This is a genomic window from Leptolyngbya sp. FACHB-60 (assembly GCF_014695775.1).
Lineage (GTDB): Bacteria > Cyanobacteriota > Cyanobacteriia > Phormidesmidales > Phormidesmidaceae > Nodosilinea.
Genome location: NZ_JACJOX010000017.1, coordinates 318,111 through 343,447, shown reverse-complemented (window position 1 = coordinate 343,447; position 25,337 = coordinate 318,111). Strand labels below are relative to the sequence as shown.

26 protein-coding genes are annotated in these 25,337 nt (G+C 56.9%); 9 read left to right on the top strand and 17 right to left on the bottom strand.

The window, feature by feature from the left end; genetic code table 11:
• Window positions 1–5: 5 nt before the first annotated feature.
• Complete coding sequence (locus H6F57_RS06395) at window positions 6–1,226, top strand: type II secretion system F family protein (RefSeq protein ID WP_190627494.1); 1,221 nt, start codon at window positions 6–8, stop codon at window positions 1,224–1,226.
• Window positions 1,227–1,326: 100 nt separating this feature from the next.
• Here H6F57_RS06395 and H6F57_RS06390 read toward each other — a convergent pair whose 3' ends face one another.
• The 9 genes from H6F57_RS06390 to rpaB form a co-directional block, all read right to left on the bottom strand.
• Window positions 1,327–2,481 (bottom strand): geranylgeranyl reductase family protein, encoded by a 1,155-nt coding sequence (locus H6F57_RS06390; protein WP_190627496.1) that lies wholly within the window; start codon window positions 2,479–2,481, stop codon window positions 1,327–1,329.
• A 34-nt stretch (window positions 2,482–2,515) separates the two neighbouring features.
• Window positions 2,516–3,514, bottom strand: coding sequence for a homogentisate phytyltransferase (locus H6F57_RS06385; protein WP_190627499.1), 999 nt, complete (start codon window positions 3,512–3,514; stop codon window positions 2,516–2,518).
• Window positions 3,515–3,606: 92 nt separating this feature from the next.
• A complete protein-coding gene (locus tag H6F57_RS06380) occupies window positions 3,607–4,692 on the bottom strand; it encodes an AI-2E family transporter (protein ID WP_190627501.1) in 1,086 nt (361 codons plus the stop codon).
• Window positions 4,682–4,987, bottom strand: coding sequence for a DUF2288 domain-containing protein (locus H6F57_RS06375; RefSeq protein ID WP_190627503.1), 306 nt, complete (start codon window positions 4,985–4,987; stop codon window positions 4,682–4,684). The genes H6F57_RS06380 and H6F57_RS06375 overlap by 11 nt, the downstream gene beginning before the upstream one ends.
• Window positions 4,988–5,097: 110 nt before the next feature.
• Window positions 5,098–5,736 (bottom strand): lysophospholipid acyltransferase family protein, encoded by a 639-nt coding sequence (locus tag H6F57_RS06370; protein WP_190628070.1) that lies wholly within the window; start codon window positions 5,734–5,736, stop codon window positions 5,098–5,100.
• Window positions 5,737–5,802: 66 nt separating this feature from the next.
• Entirely contained in the window at window positions 5,803–6,690 is an 888-nt protein-coding gene (gene fabD, locus H6F57_RS06365; protein WP_190627504.1) for an ACP S-malonyltransferase, read from the bottom strand.
• A gap of 223 nt (window positions 6,691–6,913) precedes the next feature.
• Window positions 6,914–7,897 carry a beta-ketoacyl-ACP synthase III gene (locus H6F57_RS06360; protein ID WP_190628071.1) on the bottom strand — a complete coding sequence of 328 codons (984 nt, stop codon included), beginning with the start codon at window positions 7,895–7,897 and terminating at the stop codon, window positions 6,914–6,916.
• Window positions 7,898–7,912: 15 nt separating this feature from the next.
• A complete protein-coding gene (gene plsX, locus H6F57_RS06355) occupies window positions 7,913–8,947 on the bottom strand; it encodes a phosphate acyltransferase PlsX (protein WP_190627506.1) in 1,035 nt (344 codons plus the stop codon).
• A 51-nt stretch (window positions 8,948–8,998) separates the two neighbouring features.
• Window positions 8,999–9,727, bottom strand: coding sequence for a response regulator transcription factor RpaB (gene rpaB, locus H6F57_RS06350; RefSeq protein WP_190627508.1), 729 nt, complete (start codon window positions 9,725–9,727; stop codon window positions 8,999–9,001).
• Between the two features lie 294 nt (window positions 9,728–10,021).
• Between rpaB and radA the strand changes: the two genes are divergently transcribed.
• Entirely contained in the window at window positions 10,022–11,560 is a 1,539-nt protein-coding gene (gene radA, locus H6F57_RS06345) for a DNA repair protein RadA (RefSeq protein WP_190627510.1), read from the top strand.
• 191 nt (window positions 11,561–11,751) lie between these two features.
• Window positions 11,752–12,021, top strand: a complete 270-nt coding sequence (gene grxC, locus H6F57_RS06340; RefSeq protein ID WP_190627512.1) for a glutaredoxin 3 — start codon at window positions 11,752–11,754, stop codon at window positions 12,019–12,021.
• Window positions 12,022–12,170: 149 nt separating this feature from the next.
• Here the strand turns inward: grxC and raiA are convergent, their stop codons facing one another.
• Window positions 12,171–12,818, bottom strand: a complete 648-nt coding sequence (gene raiA, locus H6F57_RS06335) for a ribosome-associated translation inhibitor RaiA (RefSeq protein ID WP_190627514.1) — start codon at window positions 12,816–12,818, stop codon at window positions 12,171–12,173.
• A gap of 152 nt (window positions 12,819–12,970) precedes the next feature.
• Between raiA and lipB the strand changes: the two genes are divergently transcribed.
• Window positions 12,971–13,654, top strand: coding sequence for a lipoyl(octanoyl) transferase LipB (lipB, locus tag H6F57_RS06330; protein ID WP_190628073.1), 684 nt, complete (start codon window positions 12,971–12,973; stop codon window positions 13,652–13,654).
• Here lipB and H6F57_RS06325 read toward each other — a convergent pair.
• Window positions 13,623–14,213 (bottom strand): DUF721 domain-containing protein, encoded by a 591-nt coding sequence (locus tag H6F57_RS06325; RefSeq protein WP_190627516.1) that lies wholly within the window; start codon window positions 14,211–14,213, stop codon window positions 13,623–13,625. The genes lipB and H6F57_RS06325 overlap by 32 nt on opposite strands.
• 240 nt (window positions 14,214–14,453) lie before the next feature.
• Between H6F57_RS06325 and H6F57_RS06320 the strand changes: the two genes are divergently transcribed.
• Together H6F57_RS06320 and H6F57_RS06315 are read left to right on the top strand one after the other, a co-directional pair.
• Window positions 14,454–16,034: a metallophosphoesterase gene (locus H6F57_RS06320; RefSeq protein ID WP_190627518.1), complete on the top strand. Its 1,581-nt coding sequence runs from the start codon at window positions 14,454–14,456 to the stop codon at window positions 16,032–16,034.
• A gap of 8 nt (window positions 16,035–16,042) precedes the next feature.
• Window positions 16,043–16,627: a DUF924 family protein gene (locus tag H6F57_RS06315; RefSeq protein ID WP_190627520.1), complete on the top strand. Its 585-nt coding sequence runs from the start codon at window positions 16,043–16,045 to the stop codon at window positions 16,625–16,627.
• A gap of 48 nt (window positions 16,628–16,675) precedes the next feature.
• On the opposite strand, the gene rppA is transcribed toward H6F57_RS06315, so the two are convergent.
• From rppA to H6F57_RS06295, 4 genes are all read right to left on the bottom strand, one after another.
• On the bottom strand, window positions 16,676–17,353 hold the full coding sequence (gene rppA / locus H6F57_RS06310; protein ID WP_190627522.1) for a two-component system response regulator RppA: 678 nt from the start codon (window positions 17,351–17,353) through the stop codon (window positions 16,676–16,678).
• A gap of 69 nt (window positions 17,354–17,422) precedes the next feature.
• Window positions 17,423–18,811 carry an aspartate aminotransferase family protein gene (locus H6F57_RS06305; RefSeq protein WP_199289729.1) on the bottom strand — a complete coding sequence of 463 codons (1,389 nt, stop codon included), beginning with the start codon at window positions 18,809–18,811 and terminating at the stop codon, window positions 17,423–17,425.
• A 46-nt stretch (window positions 18,812–18,857) separates the two neighbouring features.
• Window positions 18,858–20,372 (bottom strand): glycerol kinase GlpK, encoded by a 1,515-nt coding sequence (gene glpK / locus H6F57_RS06300; RefSeq protein ID WP_190627524.1) that lies wholly within the window; start codon window positions 20,370–20,372, stop codon window positions 18,858–18,860.
• 510 nt (window positions 20,373–20,882) lie between these two features.
• Window positions 20,883–21,134 carry a DUF2281 domain-containing protein gene (locus H6F57_RS06295; RefSeq protein WP_190794988.1) on the bottom strand — a complete coding sequence of 84 codons (252 nt, stop codon included), beginning with the start codon at window positions 21,132–21,134 and terminating at the stop codon, window positions 20,883–20,885.
• A gap of 228 nt (window positions 21,135–21,362) precedes the next feature.
• On the opposite strand from H6F57_RS06295, the gene H6F57_RS06290 reads away from it, so the two are divergent.
• Both H6F57_RS06290 and H6F57_RS06285 read left to right on the top strand, forming a co-directional pair.
• Window positions 21,363–22,457 carry an HhoA/HhoB/HtrA family serine endopeptidase gene (locus H6F57_RS06290; protein WP_190628078.1) on the top strand — a complete coding sequence of 365 codons (1,095 nt, stop codon included), beginning with the start codon at window positions 21,363–21,365 and terminating at the stop codon, window positions 22,455–22,457.
• 50 nt (window positions 22,458–22,507) lie between these two features.
• The gene (locus H6F57_RS06285; protein ID WP_190627528.1) at window positions 22,508–22,852 is read left to right on the top strand and encodes a DUF4870 domain-containing protein; all 345 of its coding nucleotides are present in this window, start codon (window positions 22,508–22,510) and stop codon (window positions 22,850–22,852) included.
• Between the two features lie 47 nt (window positions 22,853–22,899).
• On the opposite strand, the gene H6F57_RS06280 is transcribed toward H6F57_RS06285, so the two are convergent.
• Complete coding sequence (locus tag H6F57_RS06280; protein WP_190627531.1) at window positions 22,900–23,940, bottom strand: alpha/beta fold hydrolase; 1,041 nt, start codon at window positions 23,938–23,940, stop codon at window positions 22,900–22,902.
• 109 nt (window positions 23,941–24,049) lie between these two features.
• Here H6F57_RS06280 and H6F57_RS06275 point away from each other — a divergent pair, with 109 nt between their 5' ends.
• A complete protein-coding gene (locus H6F57_RS06275) occupies window positions 24,050–25,102 on the top strand; it encodes a Gfo/Idh/MocA family oxidoreductase (protein WP_190627532.1) in 1,053 nt (350 codons plus the stop codon).
• On the opposite strand, the gene H6F57_RS06270 is transcribed toward H6F57_RS06275, so the two are convergent.
• Window positions 25,059–25,259: a heavy-metal-associated domain-containing protein gene (locus H6F57_RS06270; protein ID WP_190627534.1), complete on the bottom strand. Its 201-nt coding sequence runs from the start codon at window positions 25,257–25,259 to the stop codon at window positions 25,059–25,061. The two genes, H6F57_RS06275 and H6F57_RS06270, sit on opposite strands and share 44 nt — an antisense overlap.
• Between the last annotated feature and the right edge of the window lie 78 nt (window positions 25,260–25,337).

Here is a 25,337-nt window from a genome sequence, read left to right as displayed (position 1 = left end):
GAGCCATGCCTACCTACGTTGCCATTGGTCGCGATACCAGCGGAGCCCAGCGCAAAGAGCGGATCTCCGCTGAGACTCCAAATGAGGCCCGCAATCTTCTGAAAGATCAGGGCCTCTATGTGATGGATATAAAGGAGGAAGCCGGGTTCAACATTGACCTGGAAAGCATCAAAACCTCCATGACCAAGGTGACGGTTAAGGATAAGGCAATCTTTTCCCGTCAGTTTGCTGCCCTAGTTAACGCTGGTGTTGCTCTGGTGCGAGGGTTGGGAGTATTGGCAGACGACTGTGCTAACCCCAAGCTCAAAAAGGCGCTGATGGCCATTAATGCTGACGTGCAGCAGGGCACCAACCTGTCTGACGCGATGCGTAAGCACCCAGCTTGTTTTGATAACCTTTACGTGGCGCTGATCCAAGCAGGTGAGGTAGGTGGCGTACTTGATGAAGTGCTCAATCGTCTGGCCAAACTGCTGGAAGATTTAGCCCGGTTGCAGAACCAGATTAAGTCAGCCATGGCCTATCCAGTAACGGTAGGATTCTTGGCGGTGATTATCTTTGTCGGTATGACGGTATTTTTGCTGCCGATCTTTGCTGATATGTTTGAGGATCTAGGGGCTGATCTGCCGATCTTTACTCAAGTCATGATGATGATCAGCCGATTCTTGCGCCAGCCCTTGAACTGGGTGTTTATGATAGCAGCAATATCGGCCCTATCTTTTGCCTACAGGCGTTACTACGCGACTCTCAACGGGCGTCGGGTGATTGACCGTTTGTCTCTCAAAATGCCTCTATTTGGCGACCTGATTCAAAAAACGGCTACCGCGCGCTTTTGCCGCACCTTTGGTTCTCTGTCGAAATCCGGGGTGCCGATTCTAACGGCGTTGGAAATTGTGCGGGACACGGCGGGTAACCAGGTGATTGCTGAAGCTGTGGATGACGCGCGTAAAGACGTTCAAGGGGGGGGGATGATCAGCCTAGCTCTCCAAAAGCACTCGGTGTTTCCCGGTATGGCGATTCAAATGATCAGTATTGGGGAAGAAACGGGGGAACTAGACGCGATGCTGATGAAGGTGGCCGACTTCTATGAGGATGAGGTAGAACAGGCCGTGAAGGCTCTGACCAGCATTATGGAACCGATCATGATTGTGGTGTTGGGTGGCATGGTAGGGTCGATTCTAATATCGATGTACCTGCCAATGTTCAAGATTATGGATGCGATTGGTTAGGATTCAGTGGCGTCTAGAGTTTGATTTCTGACAGTTGTCTACACACAAAAGCCAAGGCAAAGATGCCCTGGCTTTTGTTGTGCCTATCGGCTCAATAGAGTTAAGACAGTAGCCCTTTGCTGAGCCGCTGGATAGCTCTGTGGGCCACCTCGCCATAGCTGACCTCACCGCAGAATACTTTCACCATGGTTAGCGTGCTAGAGGGGCGTTTCACCCCAGCACGATAGGCTAGGGCCGGGGCGCTGTAGACTAGGCGGGCTAACCGTCTGGCCCAACGCATTTCTTCGCCCCATTCTGTGTTCATGATCTGGCTATAGTCTGCTAGGGATTGATGTCCTTTCGATAGTAGGAGTTGATGATCGTCTTCTTTGAGGGCCTGGGCGATCGCATCGGCTGCCTTAAGTCCGCTAAAGATGGAGGGGCGAATGCCCTCGGCTGTGAAAGGATCGACTACGCAGGCGGCTTCCCCTGCCAGCACGGCTCGGTGAGTATGCAGATCCTGAGGACCATCCCAGATAAATATGGGATGGCCAAAGTGCTGCACGGTGCTGGCGTCTACGCCAAAGGCAGCAGCATAGTCCCCAACTGGAGTTCGCAGGTCTTGCTTGCGCTGAGTTCCGGAGCGAAATACACCCCCGCCAATAGAGTAGCCATCGGCCTTAGGAAAATTCCACAGGTAACCCTGCTGCATGAGGCCTAGGTCAAAATGCACTACGGGCTCGCTGGGAACTTCCAGTCGAGGCTCGGCTTCTAGGGCTGCGGCCAGTTTATACCGACGTTGAGTAAAGCCGAGCCATTTGGCCATTGACCCGCGTGCCCCGTCTGCTGCAATTAAAAAACGTCCCTGAGCCGGGCCCTGAGTAGTGTTGACCTGCCAAAAATCTCCATGATTTTCAATGCTTTGGGCTTTGGTGCCATCCCAAAGGGTAGCGCCTTGTTTTTGGGCTTGTTGCACAATGAAGTAGTCAAACTCGTCGCGCCGCACCATCCATAAGGCTTTTTCGGTGGGCAGTTCGGCTTCAATGGGGTCGGCCATATTAAAGGTGTAGCGCACCTTGCGCACCTTAACGGAGATGGCGGGAGCAAAGTCAAAGTCAAACCACTGGGCTACTTGGGGCGAGACGCCGCCGCCGCAGGGTTTGTAGCGAGGGAGTTTGGCGGCATCGAGCAGCAGAACTTGGCGACCGGCTTTGCTGAGGTGGTAGGCGGCGGTGGATCCGGCGGGTCCGGCACCGACAATGACGCAGTCGTACATAGGGTTACTATCCTTTACGCTAGGCTGCTTTGCTCTAGGCCAGCCAGCAGGCGAGGGGAAACATCAGGTATTGCAGGAAAAATAGCTTCCAAATGAACTGGTAAAACTCGGGATAGGCCAGATTCTTTTGAACTGCGACGTTTTGGCCGCTGTGGGACACCCGCAAGCTCATCCACCATAGGAAAGCTAGCACTAACAGGTGCGACCCTGCCAGGAAAAGCCGATTGACCCCAGTCAACCAGGGGGTGACTAGCGCCATGCCCAGATAGCAGACAGTAAGAATACTTAGCGCCAGCTTAAACACAGTGCGCTGACCCAGCTTTAAGGACAGAGTGCTGATGCCGTAGCGGCGATCGCCCTCAATGTCGGGAATATCCTTAAATAGCGCAATGGCAATGCTGAACAGCAGAACAAATACCGTTAGCGCCCAAACTCGTCCAGGAATCGTGAGGGGAAGATTGAGGCGATCGCTAAAGTGCAGAAAGAGCCCCAAATTTACGATAGTGCCCCGCACCGCCAGAATACACACTGAGGCCCAAAACGGAAATCGTTTGAGTCGCGCTGGGGGCAGCGAATAGGCGGTGCCGATGAGCAGGCTCAGGCCCACCGTTACTAGCAGCCAGGGACCGCCTACGACCGCTAAACCCATAGCCCCCAGCCCCGCTAAGCCAACAATCCAGCGGCCATCGGCAACAGAAAATTCTCCAGCGGCTAGGGGCAAGTGGGGTTTGTTGATGCGATCGATCGCAATATCTTCAAGCTGATTGAGGCCAACGATGTAGAGATTGCCTAGCAGACAGGCCACTACGGCAATCCCGACTAAGCCCAGCAGAGGCTCGAAGGGTGCAAGGTTTTCGAATTCTAAATTAGCCAGAACGATGGCGGCAATGCCCACTACGCTGAGGCTAGTGCCAATGACTGTGTGAGGCCGCCAAAATTTCCAAAGAGCGTAGAGCCAGGGCCGGGGGGACTGGGTAAAGCGCAGCCGCTTCCCCTGGGGCATAGAGGAGTTTGGCGGGGCAGCGTTGGTCATAAATCAAATTCTATCGCCAGGGGTTCAGTGTTCTAGCTTATCGGCTGATGGCCTATTTATTGGCCTACTTTAGCCAGGCTATGCTGATTTTTTTAGTCTTGAGTGGGTTTCCCCCGCATCGCTTCAATATTCAGCCAGGTGACAATTACCCCGGCCACCGGCACTGCTAGAAAAAGTCCCAAAACTCCGGCTACCGTAGCCCCGACAATCAACGCAAAGAACATAACCACGGGGTTGATATCTAAGGAGTCTTTCATGATGTAGGGCAGCAGCAAGTTTTCTTCAATCTGTTCTACCGCAACGCAAACGACGATGGCTTGAATGGCTAACCATACCCCTTGGGATAGTAGCAGCAAGGATACAATGCTGATGCCCAAGGTTGCCCCAATGCCTGGAATTAAATTAAAGGACCCAGCAATGAGGGCAAGCACCAGCGGAAAGGGCATGCCTAAAAAGGCAAAGACCGCAAAGGTGGAGGTGATAGAAAATACAGCCAGCAGCAGTCGGCCCCAAAAGAAACTCAGCAAATTGTGCTGAATGACGGTATTAAAGCGCACTTTGTTGCGGATAGGCAGGTTGTTGAGCAACCACCACCAAATTTTGGCTCCATCCAGCATCATAAATAGAGTGACGACCGCAATGAGAATGGCGAGAACTAGATTGGCAAGGGTTGATTGCAGAAGCCCCAACCCAGTTGTGAGGATGGCCACAGCCTGGTTCTGGAGCTGAGGCTCTAGACCCTGCAAATCAACAGGCAAATTCAGCGTTTCTAATAGATCTTCGGCGCTGCTGAGCCAGGGTATGACTGAATCAGAAAAGTTTTGTACGCTGGCAGAAAGCTGTTGCCCTTGGGATAACACCGCCATGCCCAGGGTGAGGGAAAGGCCGACAATAACCGCTAAGCAAGTGAGAAATACGGCGATCGCCGCTACCCCGCGCGGCAGCCACCGGCTGAGCCAGGTGACTGGATGATTGAGCAAAAACGCCAGAATAGTAGCGGTAACAAACACTACTACTAGTACTTCAAAGTAGGCCAACAGCTGAATGGTGGCCCAACCGCTAGCAAACAACAGCAAGAACCGCACTAGAGTGCTGGTGCCCAAAGCGGTCCAGATACTATCTTTGCTCCGAGACGACGCTCCCGGGGCAATTTCTTCCTGGGGTTCCTCAGTTTTCATGGACCGGGGCTTCTTGCACGAGCACGAAAGGTTGCACAATCAACGATTGAAACTGCTTCTTAGCTGCTTGATCCCACACTTCTAGCTGCAAGGGCGAGGGCTTAGTGATTAGAGCTTCAGCAATCCAGCGGTTGACGGCGGCGGTATTGTCGGTGGCGATCGCCACCCCCACCTCCACTAAATCCAGTTGTCGATCGACCACCACCACCGCCCCGCGATTGGCGTGGGGGCTAATCCAGGCCCAATCGGCGGGGGCAAGCATATCGGTAAGTTCTTGTTTGAGGTCTTGGGACATGGGCTTGGCCGGTGCGATCGCGAACTTTTACAGGCTACCAGATGGGGCGGGAGTAGATGGGCAAGTCAGTGGATGGGTGAGAGGGGTAAGGGGATGTGCAGGTGGGGTGACTAACGGCCCAGGTCATGGAGGCGATGGATTTCGGTGGCGCACTGGGTAGTGATGGCCTCTAACCCCTCGCGAGCAGTGGAGGGGGGTGGGGCAATGGGCGCACCGATGCGAATGGTAAGGGGGGCCGGGCGGGGTATAGACGAACCCTTAGTGAAAATGCGCTGGGTGCCCCAGAGGCTGACGGGCAGCAGCGGTACCTGAGCTTTGGCCGCAATTAGCGCCGCACCGATCTTGGGCTCAGGAATGCGGCCATCGGGGGTGCGAGTGCCCTGGAGAAAAATGCCCACCGCCCAGCCCTTCTCCAGCTGCTTGAGAGCTTCGCGAATGGCGCTGCGATCGGCGCTGCCCCGCTTCACTGGGTAAGCCCCGTAGAGGCGAATGGCCTGGCTGAGCACTGGCACCTTAAACAGCTCTTCTTTGGCCATGTAAGAGACAGGGCGGCGCACGGCAGCAGAGAGCAGCGGTGGGTCAAAGTCGCTGGCGTGGTTGGCGACTACCACTAATCCTCCGGTTTTGGGCACCTGATCTGTACCGTAGACCCGGCCCCGAAAATACAGACCCAGCATCGGGCTCACCACCGACCATTTGAACAGGTGATACCACAGCAGGTTAACGGGGGGTTCGCGATCGCGGCTCATCTCGGCCCTATTCTGTAAAACCATCAAAGTCCCTTTGCTTGGGAGATTAAGACTGTCGCGTGAGGCTCAGCCTGCATTGGCAATCTGCTCTAGATTGCCTACGTTGACCAGCGCTAGTTCTTTGCAGGTGCGCTTGGTCAACCCAGTGAGCACGTTTCCTGGCCCCACTTCGACTACTGTGTCAATGCCTAATTCTGGCAACGCCAGGGTAATTTCGCGCCAGCGCACAGAGCCGGTCATCTGCTGGACTAGTCGCTGCTTGAGCAAGGTTCCGTCGGTCGCGGGGGTAGGGTCTACATTCGAGAGTACGGGCACTTGGGCAGTGGCGAAGGGGATTGGTTCTAAAACTTCCTGAAACGTTGCGGCGGCATTGGCCATCAGCGGCGAGTGGAAGGCTCCGCTGACATTGAGCTTCACGGCCCGCTTGGCTTTTACGCCTTCCATCACGGTGGTGACGGCCTCTGGAGTGCCCGAAATTACTACCTGACCAGGGTTGTTGTCATTGGCGAGCACCACTCCTGGGGTGGCCTCAATCTTGGCAGCTAGCTCGTCGGCGTCGAAGCCCAGCAGGGCAGCCATCATGCCGTCAGAGGCTTGGGCCATCAGCTCGGCGCGACGCTGCACCAGGGTTAGCCCGGTGGCAAAGTCAAAGACTTCAGCGGCGTAGAGGGCGACGTATTCTCCCAGGCTGTGGCCAGCCACAACCGCTGGCTGATGGCCCTGCTCCTTGAGCAAATTAACCAGAATGCTTTCTATGACGTATAGACAGGGCTGGGTATAGAGGGTGTTCGAAACCTTATCGTCAGCGTCTTGAACCACATCGAGCACTGACCAGCCCAGGACGGCTTCGGCTTCGGCAAAGCGCGCTTGGGCCAGCGCCACGGTGGCCAGGTCTGTCCCCATGCCGATCGCCTGGGAACCCTGCCCAGGAAATACCCATGCTGCGTTTGTCATGCCTCTACCCTTCCCGACTTGCGTGGCGATCGCGACTAGCTCCAATACCTGCCTTATCCCATCCCCAGATTCAGGGCTGACTTGCAAAATTATTGGCGCTGCCAGAACTACACAAGATACTGTCTCACAAAATGCTTACTGTAACCGCTGTGGGAAGGAGAGCGAGGTTGAGAGGAAACCCAAGCCGACTATCTGACTTGGCAACGAAAACTGGCCCGATTGCTTAGCCCCACTGGATGATGGCAGAGCCCCAGGTCAGCCCTGCCCCAAAACCAGCGGTAGCAATCACATCTTCAGCTTTTATTTTCCCTGCCCGCACGGCTTCGTCGAGGGCGATAGGGATAGAGGCGGCGGAGGTGTTGCCGTGACGAGCCATGTTGCTGACCACGCGCTCAGCGGGCACGTTTAGGCGATCGGCCACGGCGTCGAGAATGCGCTGGTTGGCCTGGTGGAGCACCAGCCAGTTAATATCGGCGGTGGTGAGGTTGGCACGGAAGAGCGCTTTTTCGATGACTTCGGGGACGCGGTTGACGGCGAACTTATAGACCTCGCGCCCATTCATGGTGATGGGGGCGAAGGTGCCTTTCTGAACGGTGATGTCTCCAACCAGAACATCGGATTCAGGTTGGTAAGCTAGGTTCAAACAGTGATTTAAGGAGCCATCACTGCATAGCTCAAAGCCAAGCAGGCGATCGCGCTCAGCGGCCCGTAGCACCACGGCCCCGGCCCCATCGCCAAACAGCACGCAGGTGGTGCGATCGTCCCAGTCTGTCCAGCGAGAGAGCACGTCGGCCCCGATCACCACCACATTCTTAAACACCCCGGTGCGAATGTATTGTGCTGCCGTCACCAGGGCAAACACAAACCCTGAACAGGCGGCGGTGAGATCAAAGGCCACGGCGCGGGTCGCCCCCAGCGCTTTTTGTACCTGGCATGCAGTGCCAAATAAATCGTCGGGGGTAGAGGTAGCCAGCACGATCAAATCGACCTCTTCGGCGCTCACCGCAGCCATGGCCAAGGCATTGCGGGCTGCCTCCGCAGCCAGAGACGCGAGGGAATCTTGAGGGGTTGCTATGTGGCGCTGACGAATGCCGGTGCGGGTCGCAATCCAGTCATCGGAGGTGTCAACGCGCTGGCTGAGATCGTCGTTGGTGAGTTGTACAGTTAGGCAGGCTGAACCGCTGCCCACCAGTGACACACCGGGCATAAACTGTTCCACGGGTTATTCTCCGTCTGCTGCGGGTATGGCCACCCGCTGGTACTGTGCCTGAATGCGGTCTTGAACGCGGTTGTCGACCGCCTCTTTGGCCAGCCGAATAGCGTTAAACACTGAGGGCGCCTGGGAGCTGCCGTGGCTAATCACCGTCACCCCTGCCACACCGAGCAATAGGCCACCACCATGCTCGGCGTGGTCGACCCGCTGCTTGATGCGGCGCAGGTTGGGCTTGAGAATAGACGCCCCAATTTTGCCGCGAACGCCCTGGGGCAGCTCTTCTCGCAAAATTTGCAGCACTGACTCACCCACCGCTTCGGCAAACTTGAGCAGCACGTTGCCCACGAAACCATCGCAGACCACCACATCAAACTGGCCCGAGAGAATATCGCGCCCCTCAGCATTTCCCGCGAAGGGAATGTTGGGGTTTTCTTCAAACAGTTGGTGAGCCTTCAAGGCCAAGTCGTTGCCTTTGCAAGGCTCTTCGCCAATGTTGATTAGCCCCACGCGAGGGTTATCGACTCCCAGCACGTAGCGGGAATAGGTGGTGCCCATGATGGCGAACTGTTCTAGATACTTGGGGCGGCAATCTACATTGGCCCCCACGTCTAAAATCAGCACCGATTTGTTGGCGACTACGGTGGGAAACACGGCCCCGATCGCCGGTCGGTCAATACCCTTCAGCCGCCCCAACCGCAGCAGGGCAGCAGCCATCGCTGCCCCAGAGTGCCCCGCCGATACTACCGCATCGGCCTCGTTACGCTTGACCAAATCCATTGCCACGTTGATCGAGGCTTGGGGCTTTTTGCGTAGGGCGCTCAGCGGCTCTTCGTGCATTTCGATGCTGCCCTCGGCGGGCACTAGCTCAATGCCCACCAGATGCTCCGGACTGGCCGTAGATGCCTTGATCTGCTCGATATCGCCGACCAGGGCGACATCGACATCTAGCTCAGCCTTGGCGCGAATGGCACCTGCAACGATTTCGCCTGGGGCAAAATCTCCCCCCATGGCATCAATAGCAATGCGTGCCCGGTTAAAACCCATCTGCTAAATCTGTTAAAAACCTGAGGAAATTCTAGCAGACTACCCTACCGACTATTCTTCGCCGGGCTCTACTATGCGTTGAAACAGGTAGCCGGTACCCCGAGCGGTGAGAATCAGCTCTGGGTTGCTAGGGTCGTCTTCGAGCTTAGCCCGTAGGCGAGAGATGTGCACATCGACCACGCGGGTATCGACGTGGCGCTCGGGGGTGTAGCCCCACACTTCCTGCAAAATTTCGGAGCGAGAGAAGGGCTCCCCGGAGCGGCTGACCAGCAGCTCTAGCAGGCTAAACTCCATGCCAGTGAGGCGAATGCGCTCGTCGCCCTTGTACACCTGGCGCTTGTTGGTGTCGATGCGAATGGTGTTGACAGAGATGACACCGGAGCTGGGAATGCCGGTCATGCCGGTTTTGTCGACCCGGCGCAGCACAGAGCGAATGCGAGCCTCTAGCTCTTTAGGAGAGAAGGGTTTGACGACGTAATCGTCGGCCCCAAGCTCTAGGCCGGTGATGCGATCGGCCACATCCCCCAGAGCAGTGAGCATAATAATAGGGATGTCAGACTCTTTGCGTAGCTCTTGGCAGACGCCGTAGCCGTCGAGCTTGGGCATCATCACGTCGAGCACAACCAGGTCAGGAGCGGTATTGCGAAAGGTTTCTAGGGCCTCTTCGCCATCGGCGGCGGTGACGACGTCATAGCCGATCATCGATAGGCGGGTTTCGAGAATTCGCCGAATGCTGGCCTCATCGTCGACCACTAGAATTTTTTCTTTGTTGTTTTCCAAGGCTTTCAAGGCTCCCTACATAACGTCATATTCTATAAACAATCGCAACGTTTAATGATTAACTTTTGAAAGCTAATTAGTTGATTGAGCTGAACAACCGTGGACACGGCCAAAGCAGTGCCCCCCAAACGCTGCCGAAGCAGAACCTACGACGTTTGATTATTCTATGTGTATTGATTCATGCCGCATGCATGGAACATCTGTGCTTCAGGCTTTTTTAAGGTTTATTGCGCAGCGGCGGCTATGTCTTAAAGCCAAATATCGCCCTGGATAATCGGCAGGGCAGAGGTAGTTATGGCTAAATCTCGTTCAATTTTTGTCTGCAATGAATGCGGAGCTGAGTCGCCCCAGTACTTTGGCCGCTGCCCCGTGTGCAACAGCTGGAATGCATTGGTAGAGCAGGCTCAGCCTGCTAAGGAGACTACCGCTCGGGCCTCTGCTTTGGGGCGCAGTCGGGGTGGGTCGACAACGGCTAAGGTCAGTCAGCCGCGCTTGGCCATGACCCTAAACCAGATCCAAGACCATCCCCAGGCGCGCTTGCCTTCGGGCTATGGGGAGCTTGACCGAGTGCTGGGCGGCGGCATTGTGCCGGGATCCCTGGTGCTGCTGGGGGGTGACCCCGGTATTGGCAAATCTACTCTGCTGCTCCAGGTGGCAAACCAGTTAGCGTCGCGGCAGCGGGTGCTGTACGTGTGCGCGGAGGAGTCGGGCCAGCAGGTGAAGCTGCGGTGGCAGCGGCTGGCGCCGGCGGGGAAGGTGGAGAGTGATGAGGGTGATGGGGTAAGGAGTAGGGGGGAGACTTCTAAAGGGAAAAAGGGAAGAGGGAAGAGGGAGGAGGGAAAAGAAGAGGCGGAGTTTGAGGAGTTTGAGCCCGCCGGGGTGGAAGCGGTGGATTCGCAGTTGTTTTTGCTGCCGGAGATTGACTTAGAGACGATTCTGATGGAGCTGGAGTCGCTGAAGCCGACGGTGGCAATTATCGACAGTATTCAGGCGTTGTACTATGCGGCGCTGACCTCGGCCCCCGGTTCGGTTTCACAGGTAAGGGAATGTACGTCGGCGCTGATGCAGTTGGCGAAGCGGGCGAATATTTCGCTGTTTATCGTCGGGCACGTGACGAAGGAGGGGGCGATCGCAGGCCCGAAAGTGCTAGAGCACCTAGTCGATACGGTGCTGTACTTTGAGGGCGATCGCTTTGCCAGCCACCGACTGCTGCGATCGGTGAAAAACCGGTTTGGCGCCACCCACGAGCTGGGCGTGTTTGAAATGGTCGATCGCGGCCTGGCGGAGATCAGCAACCCCTCGGCGCTATTTTTGGGCAATCGCGATGAGCAGGTGCCAGGCATTGCCACCATCGTCGCCTGCGAGGGCACTCGGCCCCTGGTGGTAGAGCTGCAATCACTGGTTAGCCCCACCAGCTACAGCTCGCCCCGGCGCTCAACTACAGGAGTGGAGTACAACCGGCTGCTGCAAATTTTGGCGGTACTGGAGAAGCGGGTGGGCATTCCCCTATCTAAGCTGGATGCCTACGTGGCCTCGTCTGGCGGATTGGCGGTGGGGGAACCGGCGGCGGATCTGGGCATCGCGATTTCGGTGGTGGCCAGCTTTCGCGATCGCCTCGTCGATCCAGAACTTGTTCTCATTGGCGAAGTGGGCCTGGGTGGCCAGGTACGGCCGATTTCCCAGCTAGAACTGCGGCTGAAGGAGGCGGCAAAGCTGGGCTTTAAGCGGGCGATCGTGCCCAAGGGGCAGTCAGTAAAAGTAGACGGGCTTGAGATTGTGGAGGTGCCGCGGGTGGTGGATGCGATCGCCCATGCCTTGAAGGGAAGTGGGTGAGGTGAATTTCAAGGTGAGGGAGATAGGGAGGATGGGGGAGACGGGGGAGAAAAATTTGTAAAACCTCTTCACCTCCCACGCATGCCACCGCCAGCCCATAAGCATGCCTATCGAACTGTTGACGTAGCGACACGGCCGAGAAGACTAAAATAAATGTAAAGAACCTTAACTACCGCCCCTGGAGGTGCGCTATGACCCCTACCGTCGAAATTTACACCTGGAGAAGCTGCCCTTTCTGCATTCGCGCTAAGAGATTGCTAGACCAAAAAGGTATTGAATACACCGAATACGCCATCGACGGCGATGAGGCGGCCCGCAACAAAATGTCTGAGCGGGCTGATGGGCGGCGATCGCTCCCCCAGATTTTTATCAACGATCACCACGTGGGCGGCTGCGACGACCTCTTTGCCTTAGATTCTAAAGGCGGCGTAGAACCTCTCCTGAGCGGCTCCCCTGCTTAGCAAAACTGCTGAGAAAGAAAGCACCCAAGATATTTCTGCGGGCAAGATAATCCCAGGACTGATCCACTACCGTGGGTTCTACCCATTACGAAAGCCCCAGACTCTTAGAGAGTCTGGGGCTTTCGTAATGGTGTGCAGTTCGCCTAGGGCTAGCTGTGGGCAGCGGCTTCAACAGACTGCTGAGCTGTGTGCCCGTTTTGGTGGCTGTTTGAATTGGGCTTGCGGGGCTGAATTAACCCGTAGCCACCGTGGTTGCGCTCATAAATCACGTTAATTTCCTCAGTTTCTGCGTTGAGAAACATATAGAAATCGTGGTCAATGACTGCGAGCTGCTCTAGGGCGTCTGACACAGACATGGGCGACATCGCGAAGTACTTAGTGCGAATCACCTCTTCAGGGAGCTGGGGCTCACTGGTGTTGAGCACATGGGTAACATCAGTCAGGGGCGCTTCGTTGAGGTAGGCCTCGGTGGTTTTGCCCAAATTGCCCTGCATGCGGGTGTTGCGCTTTTCTTTGAACTTGCGCAGCTGGCGGCTAATTTTGTCGGCTACCAGGTCGATGCTGGCGTAGAGATTTTCGCTGCTTTCTTCGGCTCTGACAACGGCTCCGTCTACAAACAGGGTAACTTCGGCGGCCTGGTTGGCCCCAATTCTGGGGTTTTTGGCTACGGACAGATGGACATCGACCTCATTGGTTAGGTGCTTGAAGTGGCTCACCGCCTTGAGGATTTTTTGTTCTACATGCTCCCGAATCGCGTCTGTGATCTCAATATTTCTGCCATGGATTACCAGCTTCATAAAGCGGACTCCTTGATACGTCGGCTTGGGTTCACCCTAACACCTTGTATTCTGCACGACAGCGTCCGTTAGAATCCTTTGCATGGGTTGATAATTCTTGATTGCAAAATTTTGAAAATTAAGCCATTTACGCTGATTTACCCTTGACAAGAATGGAGCAAAAGTACGAGGAATCAACGTTTCTCTGCAATATTTATGAGCTGGGGGTCATGCCCTTTGCCGCCGCTTGGACGCTGCAAAAGACGCTAGTACAGCGCCACCGCGAGCACCCTCAGCCCGATTGCCTGCTCTTGGTCGAGCACCCTGGTGTCTATACCCTGGGCCAGGGTTCAACCCTAGATCACCTCAAGCTCCCAGCTGAGGAATTGCCCTATCCTCTGTTTCGCACTGAACGGGGGGGCGAGATCACCCACCACTGCCCTGGTCAGCTGGTAGGCTACCCGATTCTCAACCTGAAGCGGCACCAGCCTGACTTGCACTGGTATCTGCGCCAGCTTGAGGAAGTGCTGATTCAAACGCTGGCCCAGTTTGGCGTGAGTGCAGAGCGGCAGGCCGGGCTAACCGGAGTGTGGGTAGGCAACACCAAGCTGGCGGCGATTGGCATTAAGGTGAGCCGTTGGGTGACGATGCACGGCTTTGCGCTGAATATTTGTCCCGACTTGGTAGGATTTCAGGCAATCGTGCCCTGCGGCATTGCCGACAAATCGGTGGGCAGCCTGGCCCAGTTTTGCCCAGGCATTACGGTGGAGGCGGTGCGTCCAGTGGTTGTGAGCAGCTTTGCTCAGGTATTTGGAGTTCAACCCGTCATACAGAATGTTGCCCAACTGGGCCTTTGAGCCCTTTGGCCGCGCAAATGCTGCACCGTCCCCAGCGTTTGAGTTCCCCCGTGGGGCAGTGGCAGTGGCACTGGGGGCAGAGGGGCTGCTGGGCCGCCAGCTGTTGGGTCAGGCCTGCCCAGCGCTCAAAGCTCTCTTCGGCTGTTTCGGGGCGCTGGGGCGATCGCGGGATCGCGCGAGGCTCATAGCTGGGGTGCTGCCGCAGCCACTCAGGTAGTTCTAATGCGGCAGCTGACGTTTTGCCAGGCTGAGCCGACTTATTTTGCCGGTACCAGTCGCCACTCGAAAAGCGAATGTCGCTGAGGTTGAGGTGGAGGTGATCGTTGAGTTTGGCCAAAATTCGCCGCCGCTCTAGCGTTAGAGTTTGGGCCCACATTGGGTTAACTACCGCCACGTGCAGCACGTCTTGATCGAGCCGCACGGGGGCGGCCTGGCGAGCTACCCCGTCGCCCACGACGGCAGCCCAACTGTTGAGCACCTGGCGAAATAGGCCTCGGCTGCGCCAGCGAGGCTGCTGTTCAAACTGGTGAATGACGTTGTCAATAGAGTCGAGGGGCATGGGTGCTCAAAGGTTTCGCCGTGGTTCAGCGAGGATGACTGTCAAATTTTTGTAAGGAGAGCGTCTATTTCGTCACCTGCTCGCTCTACCCGGAATGGATTTAGCTTAGCCTGCCCGCGCCGGATCATTGCCGCTGCTGCATAGGAAGCTCGGCAATTTCAGGAAACACAGATTACCCTAAATGAGGGCCTTTCGCTTTGGGGCCAGCTCTCAATCGCCGCACAAATTCACTCCTGACCCATGGCTTCCATTCTTGACCCGCCCATTTTGACCAAAGTCGCCAAAATGAAAGAGCGGGTCTGCTGGCAGCACCCGATGTTAATGCAGCGCCGCATCGACCAGACCCGGCTAATTTTGGAGGATGGTCGCAGCGACGATAGAGAATTTTCGTTTTTGGTGATTGGTGATAGCGGCTCTGGCCCTCACCCCGACCATCATCCCCAGCGGCGCATTGCTGAGCAAATGCTGCCCCACCTGCAAGACTGCCGCTTTTTGCTGCACACAGGTGATGTGGTATACCAGGTCGGTTCTAGCGAGCAATATCCAGAAAATTTTATCAAGCCCTACCGGGAATGGCTGGTAGGGGGCGATCGCCCCGATCGCATCGCCTTTGACGCCATGGTGTTTCAGTTTCCGTTTTTGGCGGTGCCGGGCAACCATGACTATTACAACCTGCCCCGGCTCTACAGCATTTTGGTGCAGCTGTCCCGGCCCGTGCGCAAGCTGCTGAGATTGAACCTCAACCCCAATGTGAGCTGGCACGGTTCTGGCATTGGCGATGCCTATGCCCGCGCTTTTTTGGATTACTTACGCACGCTGTCGGATGAAGATCTAGACGCTCACCTCGATCGCCACTATGGCCCCTGGGGCGAGAACACCCTGGGGCTGCGCTACCAGCCGGGGCAGTTTACTCGGTTGCCCAATCGCTATTACACCTTTCGCTACGGCGGCATCGACTTTTTTGCCCTCGACAGCAGCACCTTCAACGACCCGGCCCTGTCGCCCCAGCGGGCTTCAAATGCGGCCTATCGAGGTCGGTTGCTGGCCCAGCGAGAGGCTATTCAGCGTCAGCAGCAGCAGGTGCGAGACGAAGCTATGCACCTGCAACGCACCGATCCTCACTCCCAAGAGCGCTTAGACGACCTGCAAGCCAAGATAGAGCAGATGGAGGAGATGCTGCTCGATATTGAAAAGCAGGTGCACCCTCGACCCACTACGCTGGTCGATACTGAGCAGCTGCTGTGGCTGCGGGATGGGCTAATTGCTTCTTGGCAGGATAAGGCGGTGCGGGGGCGCGTTTTGTTCTTTCACCACCCCCCTTACGTGACGGAAAATACTAAGTGGGGCCAGGGGCAGACGATGGCCATTCGCCAAAACCTGCGCTGGGTGCTCGATCAAGTAGCGGCGGCGGTGCCTGAAATTGGCCCCGATCGCCCTCCGGTCAACTTGGTGCTCAACGGTCACGCCCACTGTTTTGAATATCTCAAAACCGAGGCCACCGGCTACGCCGACAGCCACATGAACTATTTAGTCTGCGGCGGCAGCGGTTTGAGCCTGCGGCGGCAGCGCCCGGAGGGCACCATGCTCTATGAACCCTTGGGGGCAGACCCCGATGGGCAAACGGAGTTTAAGCTGGTGGCAAAATCGCAGCTGTACATGGGCCTCGTGGGCCACAAAGCCGAGCGACGGCGGCCTTACTCTTTTGTGCGCATTGATGTTACCCAAGATGAAGTGCCTAAATTTATTGTGACGCCCCACATTTCGGAGCGATCGCACCAGAAATGGGAGGACTACGCGCTGGATCCGCTGGTGCTGGAGTAGGTGCGTGGATGGGGCGTTGGCAAGAGATTCTGCGGTTTTGGTTTGGCGACCCAGAGGAGTCTAGTAGCGAGTATGGTCAGCAGCGCCGGGTCTGGTTCAAGAAAGACCCGGTGTTTGATGGCACAATTCGGCGGCAGTTTTTGACTGACTATGAGCAGGCTTCAACTGGCGCTTTGGCGACGTGGCGGCAGAAACCGCGATCGTGCCTCGCCCTAGTGATCCTGTTAGACCAGTTTCCGCGCAATCTGTTTCGGGGCGAGGCGCGCAGTTTTGCCACCGATCGCGTTGCCCAAGACACTGCCTACTATGCCCTAGCCCAAGGCTATGACCAGCAGGTTTTGCCGGTAGAGCGCATCTTTTTTTATCTACCGCTAGAGCACAGCGAAAATCTGGCCGATCAGGAGCGCTCGGTGGTGTTGGTGCGATCGCTCTACGCCACCCACCCTGAATTTGAATCCACCCTCGACTATGCCCTGCGCCATCGGGAAGTGATTCAGCGGTTTGGGCGATTTCCCCACCGCAATCAGATTTTAGGCCGGGAAACGACCCCAGATGAGGCAGAGTTTCTACGGCAGCGAGGGTCGAGATTCTAAAAAGTTTTGAACTTTAAGTTGTGAGTGTTGAATGGGCGAACTCAAAACTTACCCGCCCAACCGATACCCTTTGCCGTAGACGGTGCGAATAATTGGCGCAGTGCCTTTTGGCTCTATTTTGCGGCGCAGTAGACGCATTTGGGCGGCCACTACATTACTGCTAGGGGCGTCTTGGTCATCCCAAACGCTCTGGTAAATTTGTTCGTGGGTGAGTACCTGGTTGGGGTGGCGTAGCAAGTAAGCCAGCAGGCGGGTTTCTTTTTCGGAGAGTTCGGCGGGTTGCCCCTGGCGGTGGGCAAGCTGGTTGGCTTCATCGAGGGTGAGATCGCCGTAGGTCAAGCGAGTCGGGGTGGCTGCTTCGAGGTTGGGCGATCGCCGCAGCAGTGCCCGCACCCGCGCCAACAGTTCGCGCAGCTCGAAGGGTTTGACCAAATAATCGTCGGCTCCGGCATCGAGACCATCGACGCGATCGTTGAGGGTATCTTTGGCCGTGAGAAAGAGCACAGGGGTGTTGTCTTGGCGCGATCGCACCTGTCGACAGATCTCTAGTCCGCTCAGCCCCGGCAGCATCCAGTCGAGAATTAGCAGGTCGTAGCCGCCTTGGCCAGCCAAGTCACAGCCCGTTTCTCCGCTAGTGGCCACATCCACCTCGTAACCTTCCCGATTGAGTAAGCGACTCAGCGGGTCGGCGAGTTCTACTTCGTCATCAACGAGCAAAATCTTCATGGGGCGGTGGAGGGTTAAAGGATAGAGGGGGAAGAATCGTTTTACGCTACGCCAGTGATGGACAAGTCATCACTGGCAGTCGCGGATCGCCTGATCCAAAATGGCGAGTCCTTCGTCTAGCTCTTCATAGGTTACGGTTAGCGGCGGGGCAATGCGCCACACGCTGCCCATACCGGGTAGGGCGGTAATGTTCATGCTCAGCCCTAGTTTTAGACAGCGGCGGGTAATAGCGGCACCTTTTTCTGGGTCGGGTTCGCGGGTGGTTCGATCCTTCACCAGCTCTACCCCCAACAGCAACCCTCGACCGCGCACATCGCCGATTGCCTCGTAGCGATCCTTCAGCTTGAGCAATCCATCCTTCAAGTATGCCCCCATGGTTGTGGCCTGCTCGGCTAGGTTTTGGCCGGCTAACACCCGCAGCACCGCTAGCCCCACCGCCGCTGGCATCGGGTCAGACACATGGGAGGTGTAGTAGATAAAGCCTTTCTCGTAGCAATCAACCTCAATTGCCTCGCTGGTCACGGTCGCCGCCAGGGGCAGGCCTCCCCCAAGAGTCTTCGACAGGGTGAGAATATCGGGCACCAGGCCTAATTGTTCAAAGGCAAAAAAGCTGCCCAGGCGGCCAAAAGCGGTTTGGGCCTCATCCAAAATCAGCAGCATGCCCCGTTCTTGGCAGTAGGCCTGCAACCGCTGGAAGTAGCCCTCGGGAGGCACGACCACCCCCCCAGCGCTGAGCACAGGTTCCACAATCAGCGCGGCGTAGGCCCCTACCGACTGGCTATCGACCAGGTCTAAGCCCACCTCTAGGCAGGTCATATCGCACTGATCTTGGCAGTGGCGAATGGGGCAGCGGTAGCAGTTGGGCGTGGGCAGCGCCAGATTTCCCGGCATGGTGGGGCCATAGCCTTTGCGGGCTGAGACAAAGGTGCTGGCGCTGGCTCCGGCGGTCATGCCGTGCCAGGAGGCACTTAACCCCACTACCTCGAAGCCGCCCGTATGCAATTTGGCCATTCGCAGGGCAGCTTCGTTGGCCTCGCTGCCGGTGTTGAGAAATAGGGCCTTTTGCAGGGCGGGCGGTAAAAGCTGGCAGAGCGAGTCGGCCAGTTCTACCACTGTTGGAGACAGCATGCCGCTAAATAGGTGCAGCACGTCTTCGCAGGCTTTGTGGATGGCCTGCACCACATCGGGATGGTTGTGGCCCAGGGTGGCGCACATCTGCCCAGAGGTAAAGTCGAGAATCTTGCGGCCCTGGCGATCGTAGAGATAGCTGCCCCGCGCCCGCTCGATCAGCCTGGGAGCAAAGCTGCCCCCGTAGCGCACCAGGTGATGATCAACGATGTCCCACATCTCCTCATCTGAGGAAACGTTCGCCGCAGGGGTTAAATCTGCTGAGGCCGCAGGGGTAAGAGGGGTGCTGACGTCATGGGTATCGGGCATGGCAATGGAGGAGAGGGGCACGTCTCCTTAGGTTAGCGGGAATTTCATTTTGCTTAGAACTGTACTGCTAGCCAGCCCAGCCCTTGGCCCGCTCGACAGCTTTCATCCACAGGGCAAAGTTTTCTTGTGCTGTGGCCTGGTCTGCACCGGGTTCAAACACGCGATCGATCGCACGGCTCTCCACGAGCGTGCGGTAGTCATCCCAGAAGCCGATCGCTAGGCCCGCTGCAAAGGCGGCTCCCTGGGCGGTGACATCGAGCATTTGGGGTCGCTCGACGGGAATGCCCAGCACGTCGGCTTGGAACTGCATAAGAAAGTCGTTGTTGCAGGCTCCGCCATCGACCTTGAGTTTATGAATGGGGGTACCGGCATCTTGATTGACGGCATCGACCACTTCTTTGACTTCGTAGGCGATCGCCTCTAGCACCGCTCGCACCATGTGCTCTCGCTGGGTACCGCGAGTCAGGCCCAGAAATGCACCCCTGGCGTTCATGTCCCAATGGGGGGCACCGAGGCCGCTGAGTGCGGGCACAAAGTAGACGCCGCCGTTGTCACGGGCGTTGCGGGCCAGAATTTCGGTCTCTGCCGCACTGGAGATAATTTGTAGGCCATCGCGCAGCCACTGGATGCAGGCCCCAGCGGTGAACATGCTGCCCTCGATCGCATAGCCGAGATGGGGCCGCTGCGGATCTGGCGTTGCCTCAGACCAGGCCACTGTAGAGAGCAGATGGTTTTGCGATCGCGCCACTTCATCCCCGGTGTGCGACACCAGAAACGCCCCAGTGCCGTAAGTGCACTTGAGCAGGCCGGGGCGATCGCAGCCGTGGCCGTAGAGCGCCGCCTGCTGGTCGCCAAAAACCGCCGCAATGGGAATTTCAGTCCCTAAAATAGATGGATCTGTATGACCAAACACCCCCACGCTGGGCTGAATCGCAGGCATGATGTGGGGCGGAATGCCAAACAGAGCTAGCAGGGTGGCATCCCACTGGCCGCTGGCAAGGTTGAGCAGCATGGTACGGCTGGCATTGCTGTGATCGGTGGCATGAACCTGCCGCCCGGTGAGGTTCCACAGCACCCAGCTATCGATCGTGCCTGCAAGCACTTGGTCAAAATCAACCGGCGGGTCCACCTCTTTCTTAGCCTGCTCTAGCAGCCAGGCCAGCTTCGTGGCAGAGAAATAGGCGTCAAGGACTAGGCCAGTGCGATCGTAGATTTCCTCAGCTTTCCCCTCGTCGCGCAGCTGGTTACACAGCGGTGCCGTGCGGCGATCTTGCCAGACGATCGCATTGGCGAGGGGGCGACCAGTGCGCCTATCCCACAGTAGACAGGTTTCACGCTGCACGGTTAGGCCAATGGCGGCAATATCGGTCGGCTTCAGTTTGGCATTGGCGATGGCCGACTCCATGGCCCAGGCGATCGCATCCCAAATCTCGCGGGCGTCGTGCTCAACCCAGCCGGGCTGCGGGTAATACTGGGTAAGCTCACGATAGGCCTGACCAGCGATCGCCCCCTCCCGGTCAAAGATGATTGCTCGGTTGCCGGTGGTGCCCAAATCTAGGGCCATGATGTAGTTAGCAGTCATTTTATCTACGCGCTTGCAGCGCCAAAAGCGTAGCAAACTATGTCAGATTCTGCCTTGTGCCGAATCTGGATTTTGAATTGAAAACGGCTGCATATCGTCATCTTGCTAGTGTGAATGACCAACTATTTGATCGGTTGATAACACGGTAAAATTGGCGTTCTGAAAATTGTTGCCATCGCGAGTGACTATTGCACCGAGACCCTCAAATAGGACATAGGTTAGTTGCACACCATCTTCAAAGTCGTGCAAATTTAGATATGGAGCCTGCTGAATTGCCGAACTTCTACTGCACACAGGTTTAGTCCCTGAACCAGTCTGGCGATAGCCTCTAGTGCCACTTTCCGACCTTTGAGTTTGTGCATAATATAAAAAAATTTAGTGATAGTGGTTGCTGAAATATAGCCCTGGATTTTGCCTACTTTAGTCAAAGCAAGAGGGCAACTGCTGTTCCTACAAAAGGTTCTCGTTCTAAGGTCACGTCCAGCACTATGTTGGTATCGATCAGAACCCTCATTGATATTTCCAAATCAAGTAGTTGGTGGAGTCTGCCGCAACATCTAGGTCTGTGGAGAAATCGCCTACTGGTTTAGCTCCTCTCAGTCCAGTCAAAGTACCTAAAGGAACGGCTTGGGAGAAGTTTTGCTTGCCCTGCTGTTGAACAAACCGAGTGAAAACCAGTACTAGACTTGCCTGCTCTTCTGGCAACGTTTTCACCAGTTCGTAGATGGCCTGGCTGTACTCATAGCGTTTCCACGCCTCCACCGCTCTTTTCCTATGATGCTCTAAACCCCAAACTTCGGCCCAGCCCACCTAGAAGTACGGTATCCCCCTCCCCCGCTAAGCGGGCACTTGTGGAACAATTTTGATCAATCGACGGGATACTACCCCCTTGCTGTTGTGCGTCGAATTCGCTTTATGAGGTCTGCTCCCTTGAAACAAGGACTCTGGATACCCCTAAGACGGCTGCTGGTCATGATCGCGGCAGCGGTGATGATGTTGAGTGGCGCGATCGCATCTCCGGCTGAGGCCCAGTCGGCGGCAACAGCTGCGATCGGCAACGAAAGCTTTGTGGCCGCCGCTGTGCGCCAGGTTGGCCCGGCAGTAGTCCGCATCGACACCGAAAAAACGATCACTCGTCAGAACCGCGATCCGCTCTATGAAGACCCGTTCCTGCGCGATTTCTTTGGCGGCATGCCGCGTCAGCCCCAGGAAGAGCTGTTACGGGGTCAGGGTTCAGGGTTCATCATCGACGACACTGGCAACATCTTGACCAACGCCCACGTGATCAACGGCGCTGACCGGGTGGTGGTCACTCTTAAAGATGGCCGCAGCTTTGACGCCGTGGTGGAAGGGGTAGATGAAGTCACCGATCTAGCCGTGGTCAAAATCGACGATGGCGAAGACGATGTGCTGCCCATTGCCACCCTGGGTGACTCTGACCAGATCGAAGTGGGCGACTGGGCGATCGCTGTCGGCAACCCCCTCGGCCTCGACAACACCGTGACCCTCGGCATTGTCAGCACCCTCAAACGCACCAGCAGCTCGGTAGGCATTCCCGGTAAGCGCCTGGAGTTTATTCAAACCGATGCCGCCATCAACCCCGGCAACTCGGGTGGGCCGCTGGTTAACCAGCGGGGCGAAGTGATCGGCATCAACACCGCCATTCGCGCTGACGCCATGGGTATTGGCTTTGCCATTCCTATCAACAAGGCCAAAGAAGTTAAAGACATGCTGGCCCGAGGCGAAACCGTCGTCCACCCCTACATCGGCGTGCAAATCGCTAACCTCACCCCTGAGCAAGCCAAGCGCAGCAACGAAGATATCAACTCGGGCATGTTTCTCCCCGAGGTTGATGGCGTCCTCATCATTCGGGTGCTAGAAGGCACCCCCGCCGCTGATGCCGGTCTGCGCCGTGGTGACGTTATTTTGCAGGTCAATGGCACCCCCATTCGCAGCGCCGATGGGCTGCAAATCAAGGTTGAAAATACCAAGATTGGCGATGCCTTAGAACTCAAAATTCAGCGGGGCGATCGCCCGCTAACGGTGCAAGTTAAAACCGCCGAGCTGCACGAACAGGCTAGTTAACGCCCACCCATTTACCCTTTCACCTATCTTTATAAAACAGGAGATTCCCCATGCAATCCAGTGAAGACACCGGCACCCGTAAAATTCTCTCTGCCGTTAGCCACGGCTCGATTTTCTTCAACACCTTAGTAGTGTCCATTGGCGTTCCCATCGCCATCTTGCTGCTCTCGCAAGATTCAGTGATCAAGGAAAGCGCTAAAGAGGCAATTAACTTCCACTTAAACATGTGGTTTTGGTGGACTGTCGCAGGCATTTTGGCCTGGCTGCTGATTGGCATTCCGATGCTGGTTGTGTTGGGTATTGTGAATTTCATCATGCCAATCGTAGCCATCTTCTACAGTGTTACTAATCCGAACACGGCATTTCGCTACCCGCTAATTCTGCGCCTGTTCTAGCGGCTGATTTAGGTTGACCTAGTGGGGTGGATACTCTATCCACTCTTCTACATACCCACCTGCTCTACCCAGTCCAGCGCTCGGTTCCATGCCCACCAGGGGTCGCTGTCCCCGGCCTGGCGTTGACCGGCGCTGCTGTTGCAGTAGCCTACGTGGCCGCCGAACTCGGTCAGCACTAAGTCGATCTTAGGGTTGGCCGCACAAACTTGCTTAAGGTCAGGGATGATCTCGGGGCTGAATAGGGGGTCATCGGCGGCATAGAGAATCAAGGTGGGAATCGTCAGATCGGTCATGAATGGGAGCGGGCTGCTGGCGTTGTAGTAGTCTTCGACTGAAGCAAACCCCAGGCGAGGAATTACCAACTCGTGGTCAAAGCCCCAGATGCTGTTGGCGCGATCGATTGCGGCGGGGTCAAAGTGGTCGGGGTGGGCCTGGTGAAGACGCTGGGCCAGGCGCTTGAGTTCTTGGGCGATTGATCGCTCCAAAAACTTGCCCAACGGATCTGCGGTTAGGTAGCGCAGCGATCGATTTGAGTCGAGGCTGGGGCAGACCACCACTACTCCGGCAATGTCTCCCGATGCTAGACCGCTGTCGGCTGGAAGCTGCATGGCTGCTTTAGCCCCCCACAGCGCCAGTTGCCCACTGAGGGAATAGCCCATAAACCAGAAGGGCGGCGTGCAGCCAAGTGCCTTGGCCTGGGCGGCTAGGGCCACGTAGTCATCCCCCTCGTAGATGCCATCGGAGGTGAGGGTGGGTGAGAGGTCGGCGGTTTTGCCGTGGGCGCGCCAGTCAAACACCACCAGGCCATAGCCCCGATGGTGGGCTTTGCGGGCCAAAATTTCGAGCTGCCACTGGTCATCGAGGCTGCCAGTAATGCCGTAGGTGGCGACAATCGTGCCCTTTGACCGGTTGGGCACTGACCAGCGGCCAAAGATCGGCACATCCCCCTGGCCTGTGAAAATATGGTCTTGGTAGGCGACGGGTGGCAGGTCAATGCTCTGGGGCCAGGTTTGGCTCGACACCAGGGCGGTGTAGAGGGTCATGGCCAGGCCATTCTGCAAAAACCAGGGGGGCACAAAGGGGGGCATAGGGTCGTGCTAATACTGCTTTTAGCATTCCAGAGAACCCGTTGCAGCACCATCCCCCCGCTGGAGAAAAACGTACTATGGCGGTGGCGACATAGCTGAGGAACGGGTGATGGCAACCCCCAGGGTTAAGGGCGATGTAGTGCGGGTTGGTATGGTCGGCACGGGCTTTGTGGCGCGGCTGCGGGCTGCGGCGCTCCAGGCGAGCGATCGCGCCTCTCTAGTCGCCGTGGCTGGCCACAACCCTGTTGATACCCAGGCCTTTGCCGCGCAATACAACGCCGTCGCCGTGGACGACTGGAAAGCCCTCATTGATCGCTCTGACCTAGATCTGATTATGGTCTGCCACATCAACCGCGACCACAGCCCCGTCGTCGCCGCTGCCCTAGAGGCCAACCACCACGTGGTAGTGGAATATCCCCTAGCGCTGACTGCCGATCAGGCTCAGCCGCTGCTCACCCTGGCCGAAGCTAAGCAGCGCCTGCTGCATGTCGAGCATATTGAGCTGCTGGGGGGCACCCATCTGGCTGCTAAAGCTAATTTGGGGGCGATCGGTCGGCCCTTCTATGCCCGTTACTGCACCCTGTCCCCCCGTCGCCCCGCTCCTTCCACTTGGACCTACTGCCCTGAGCTGTTTGGCTTTCCTTTGGTGGGGGCACTGTCGCGCCTGCACCGGCTGATTGACTGCTTTGGCCCGGTGGCGCGAGTCTACTGCCAAAATCACTACGGTGGCCTTATCCCCGGCCCCGAGGGCCTAGCCTGCTACACCACCTGCCTCTGCACCGCCCAGCTCACTTTCGCCTCAGGGCTGATCGCCGAGGTGACCTATGGCAAGGGCGAAGCCCTGTGGCAGGCGACGCGGCGGCTAGAGGCGATCGGCAGCGACGGCTCGCTTTGCCTGGACGGCGACCAGGGTACTCTGACCGACGCCCAAGGCACCCGTGCTGTAGAGGTCGGCTCTCGCCGGGGGCTGTTTGCAGCCGACACGGCCCAGGTGATCGAGCACTTGCTCACGGGGCGGGCACTGTACTGCACCCCCGAGGCCAGCCTCTACACCTTGCAGGTGGCGACTGCTGCCCAGCGATCGGCGGCGACAGGGCGCGTGGTCGATGTTGCCGCGCCTATGCCTGCACCGTATAGCCCGCCTTCTGAATCGCCTCGGTAAGCGCCTCGGCGGTAACGCTGGCGGTAATGTCTACCGCCTTGGACCCCAGGTCGGTTTTAACCTCGGCGCTGGGGTCAACAGCCTGAACGGCTTGGGTAATGGTGCTGACGCAGGCCCCGCAGGCCATATCGGGCACGGTCACAGAAAGGGTGGTCATGGGGAGTCTGAGAAATCGAGGACTCAACTACTCTAGGCGATCGCAACACCGTCGCTACCCCCACTGGGTTGACAGCAG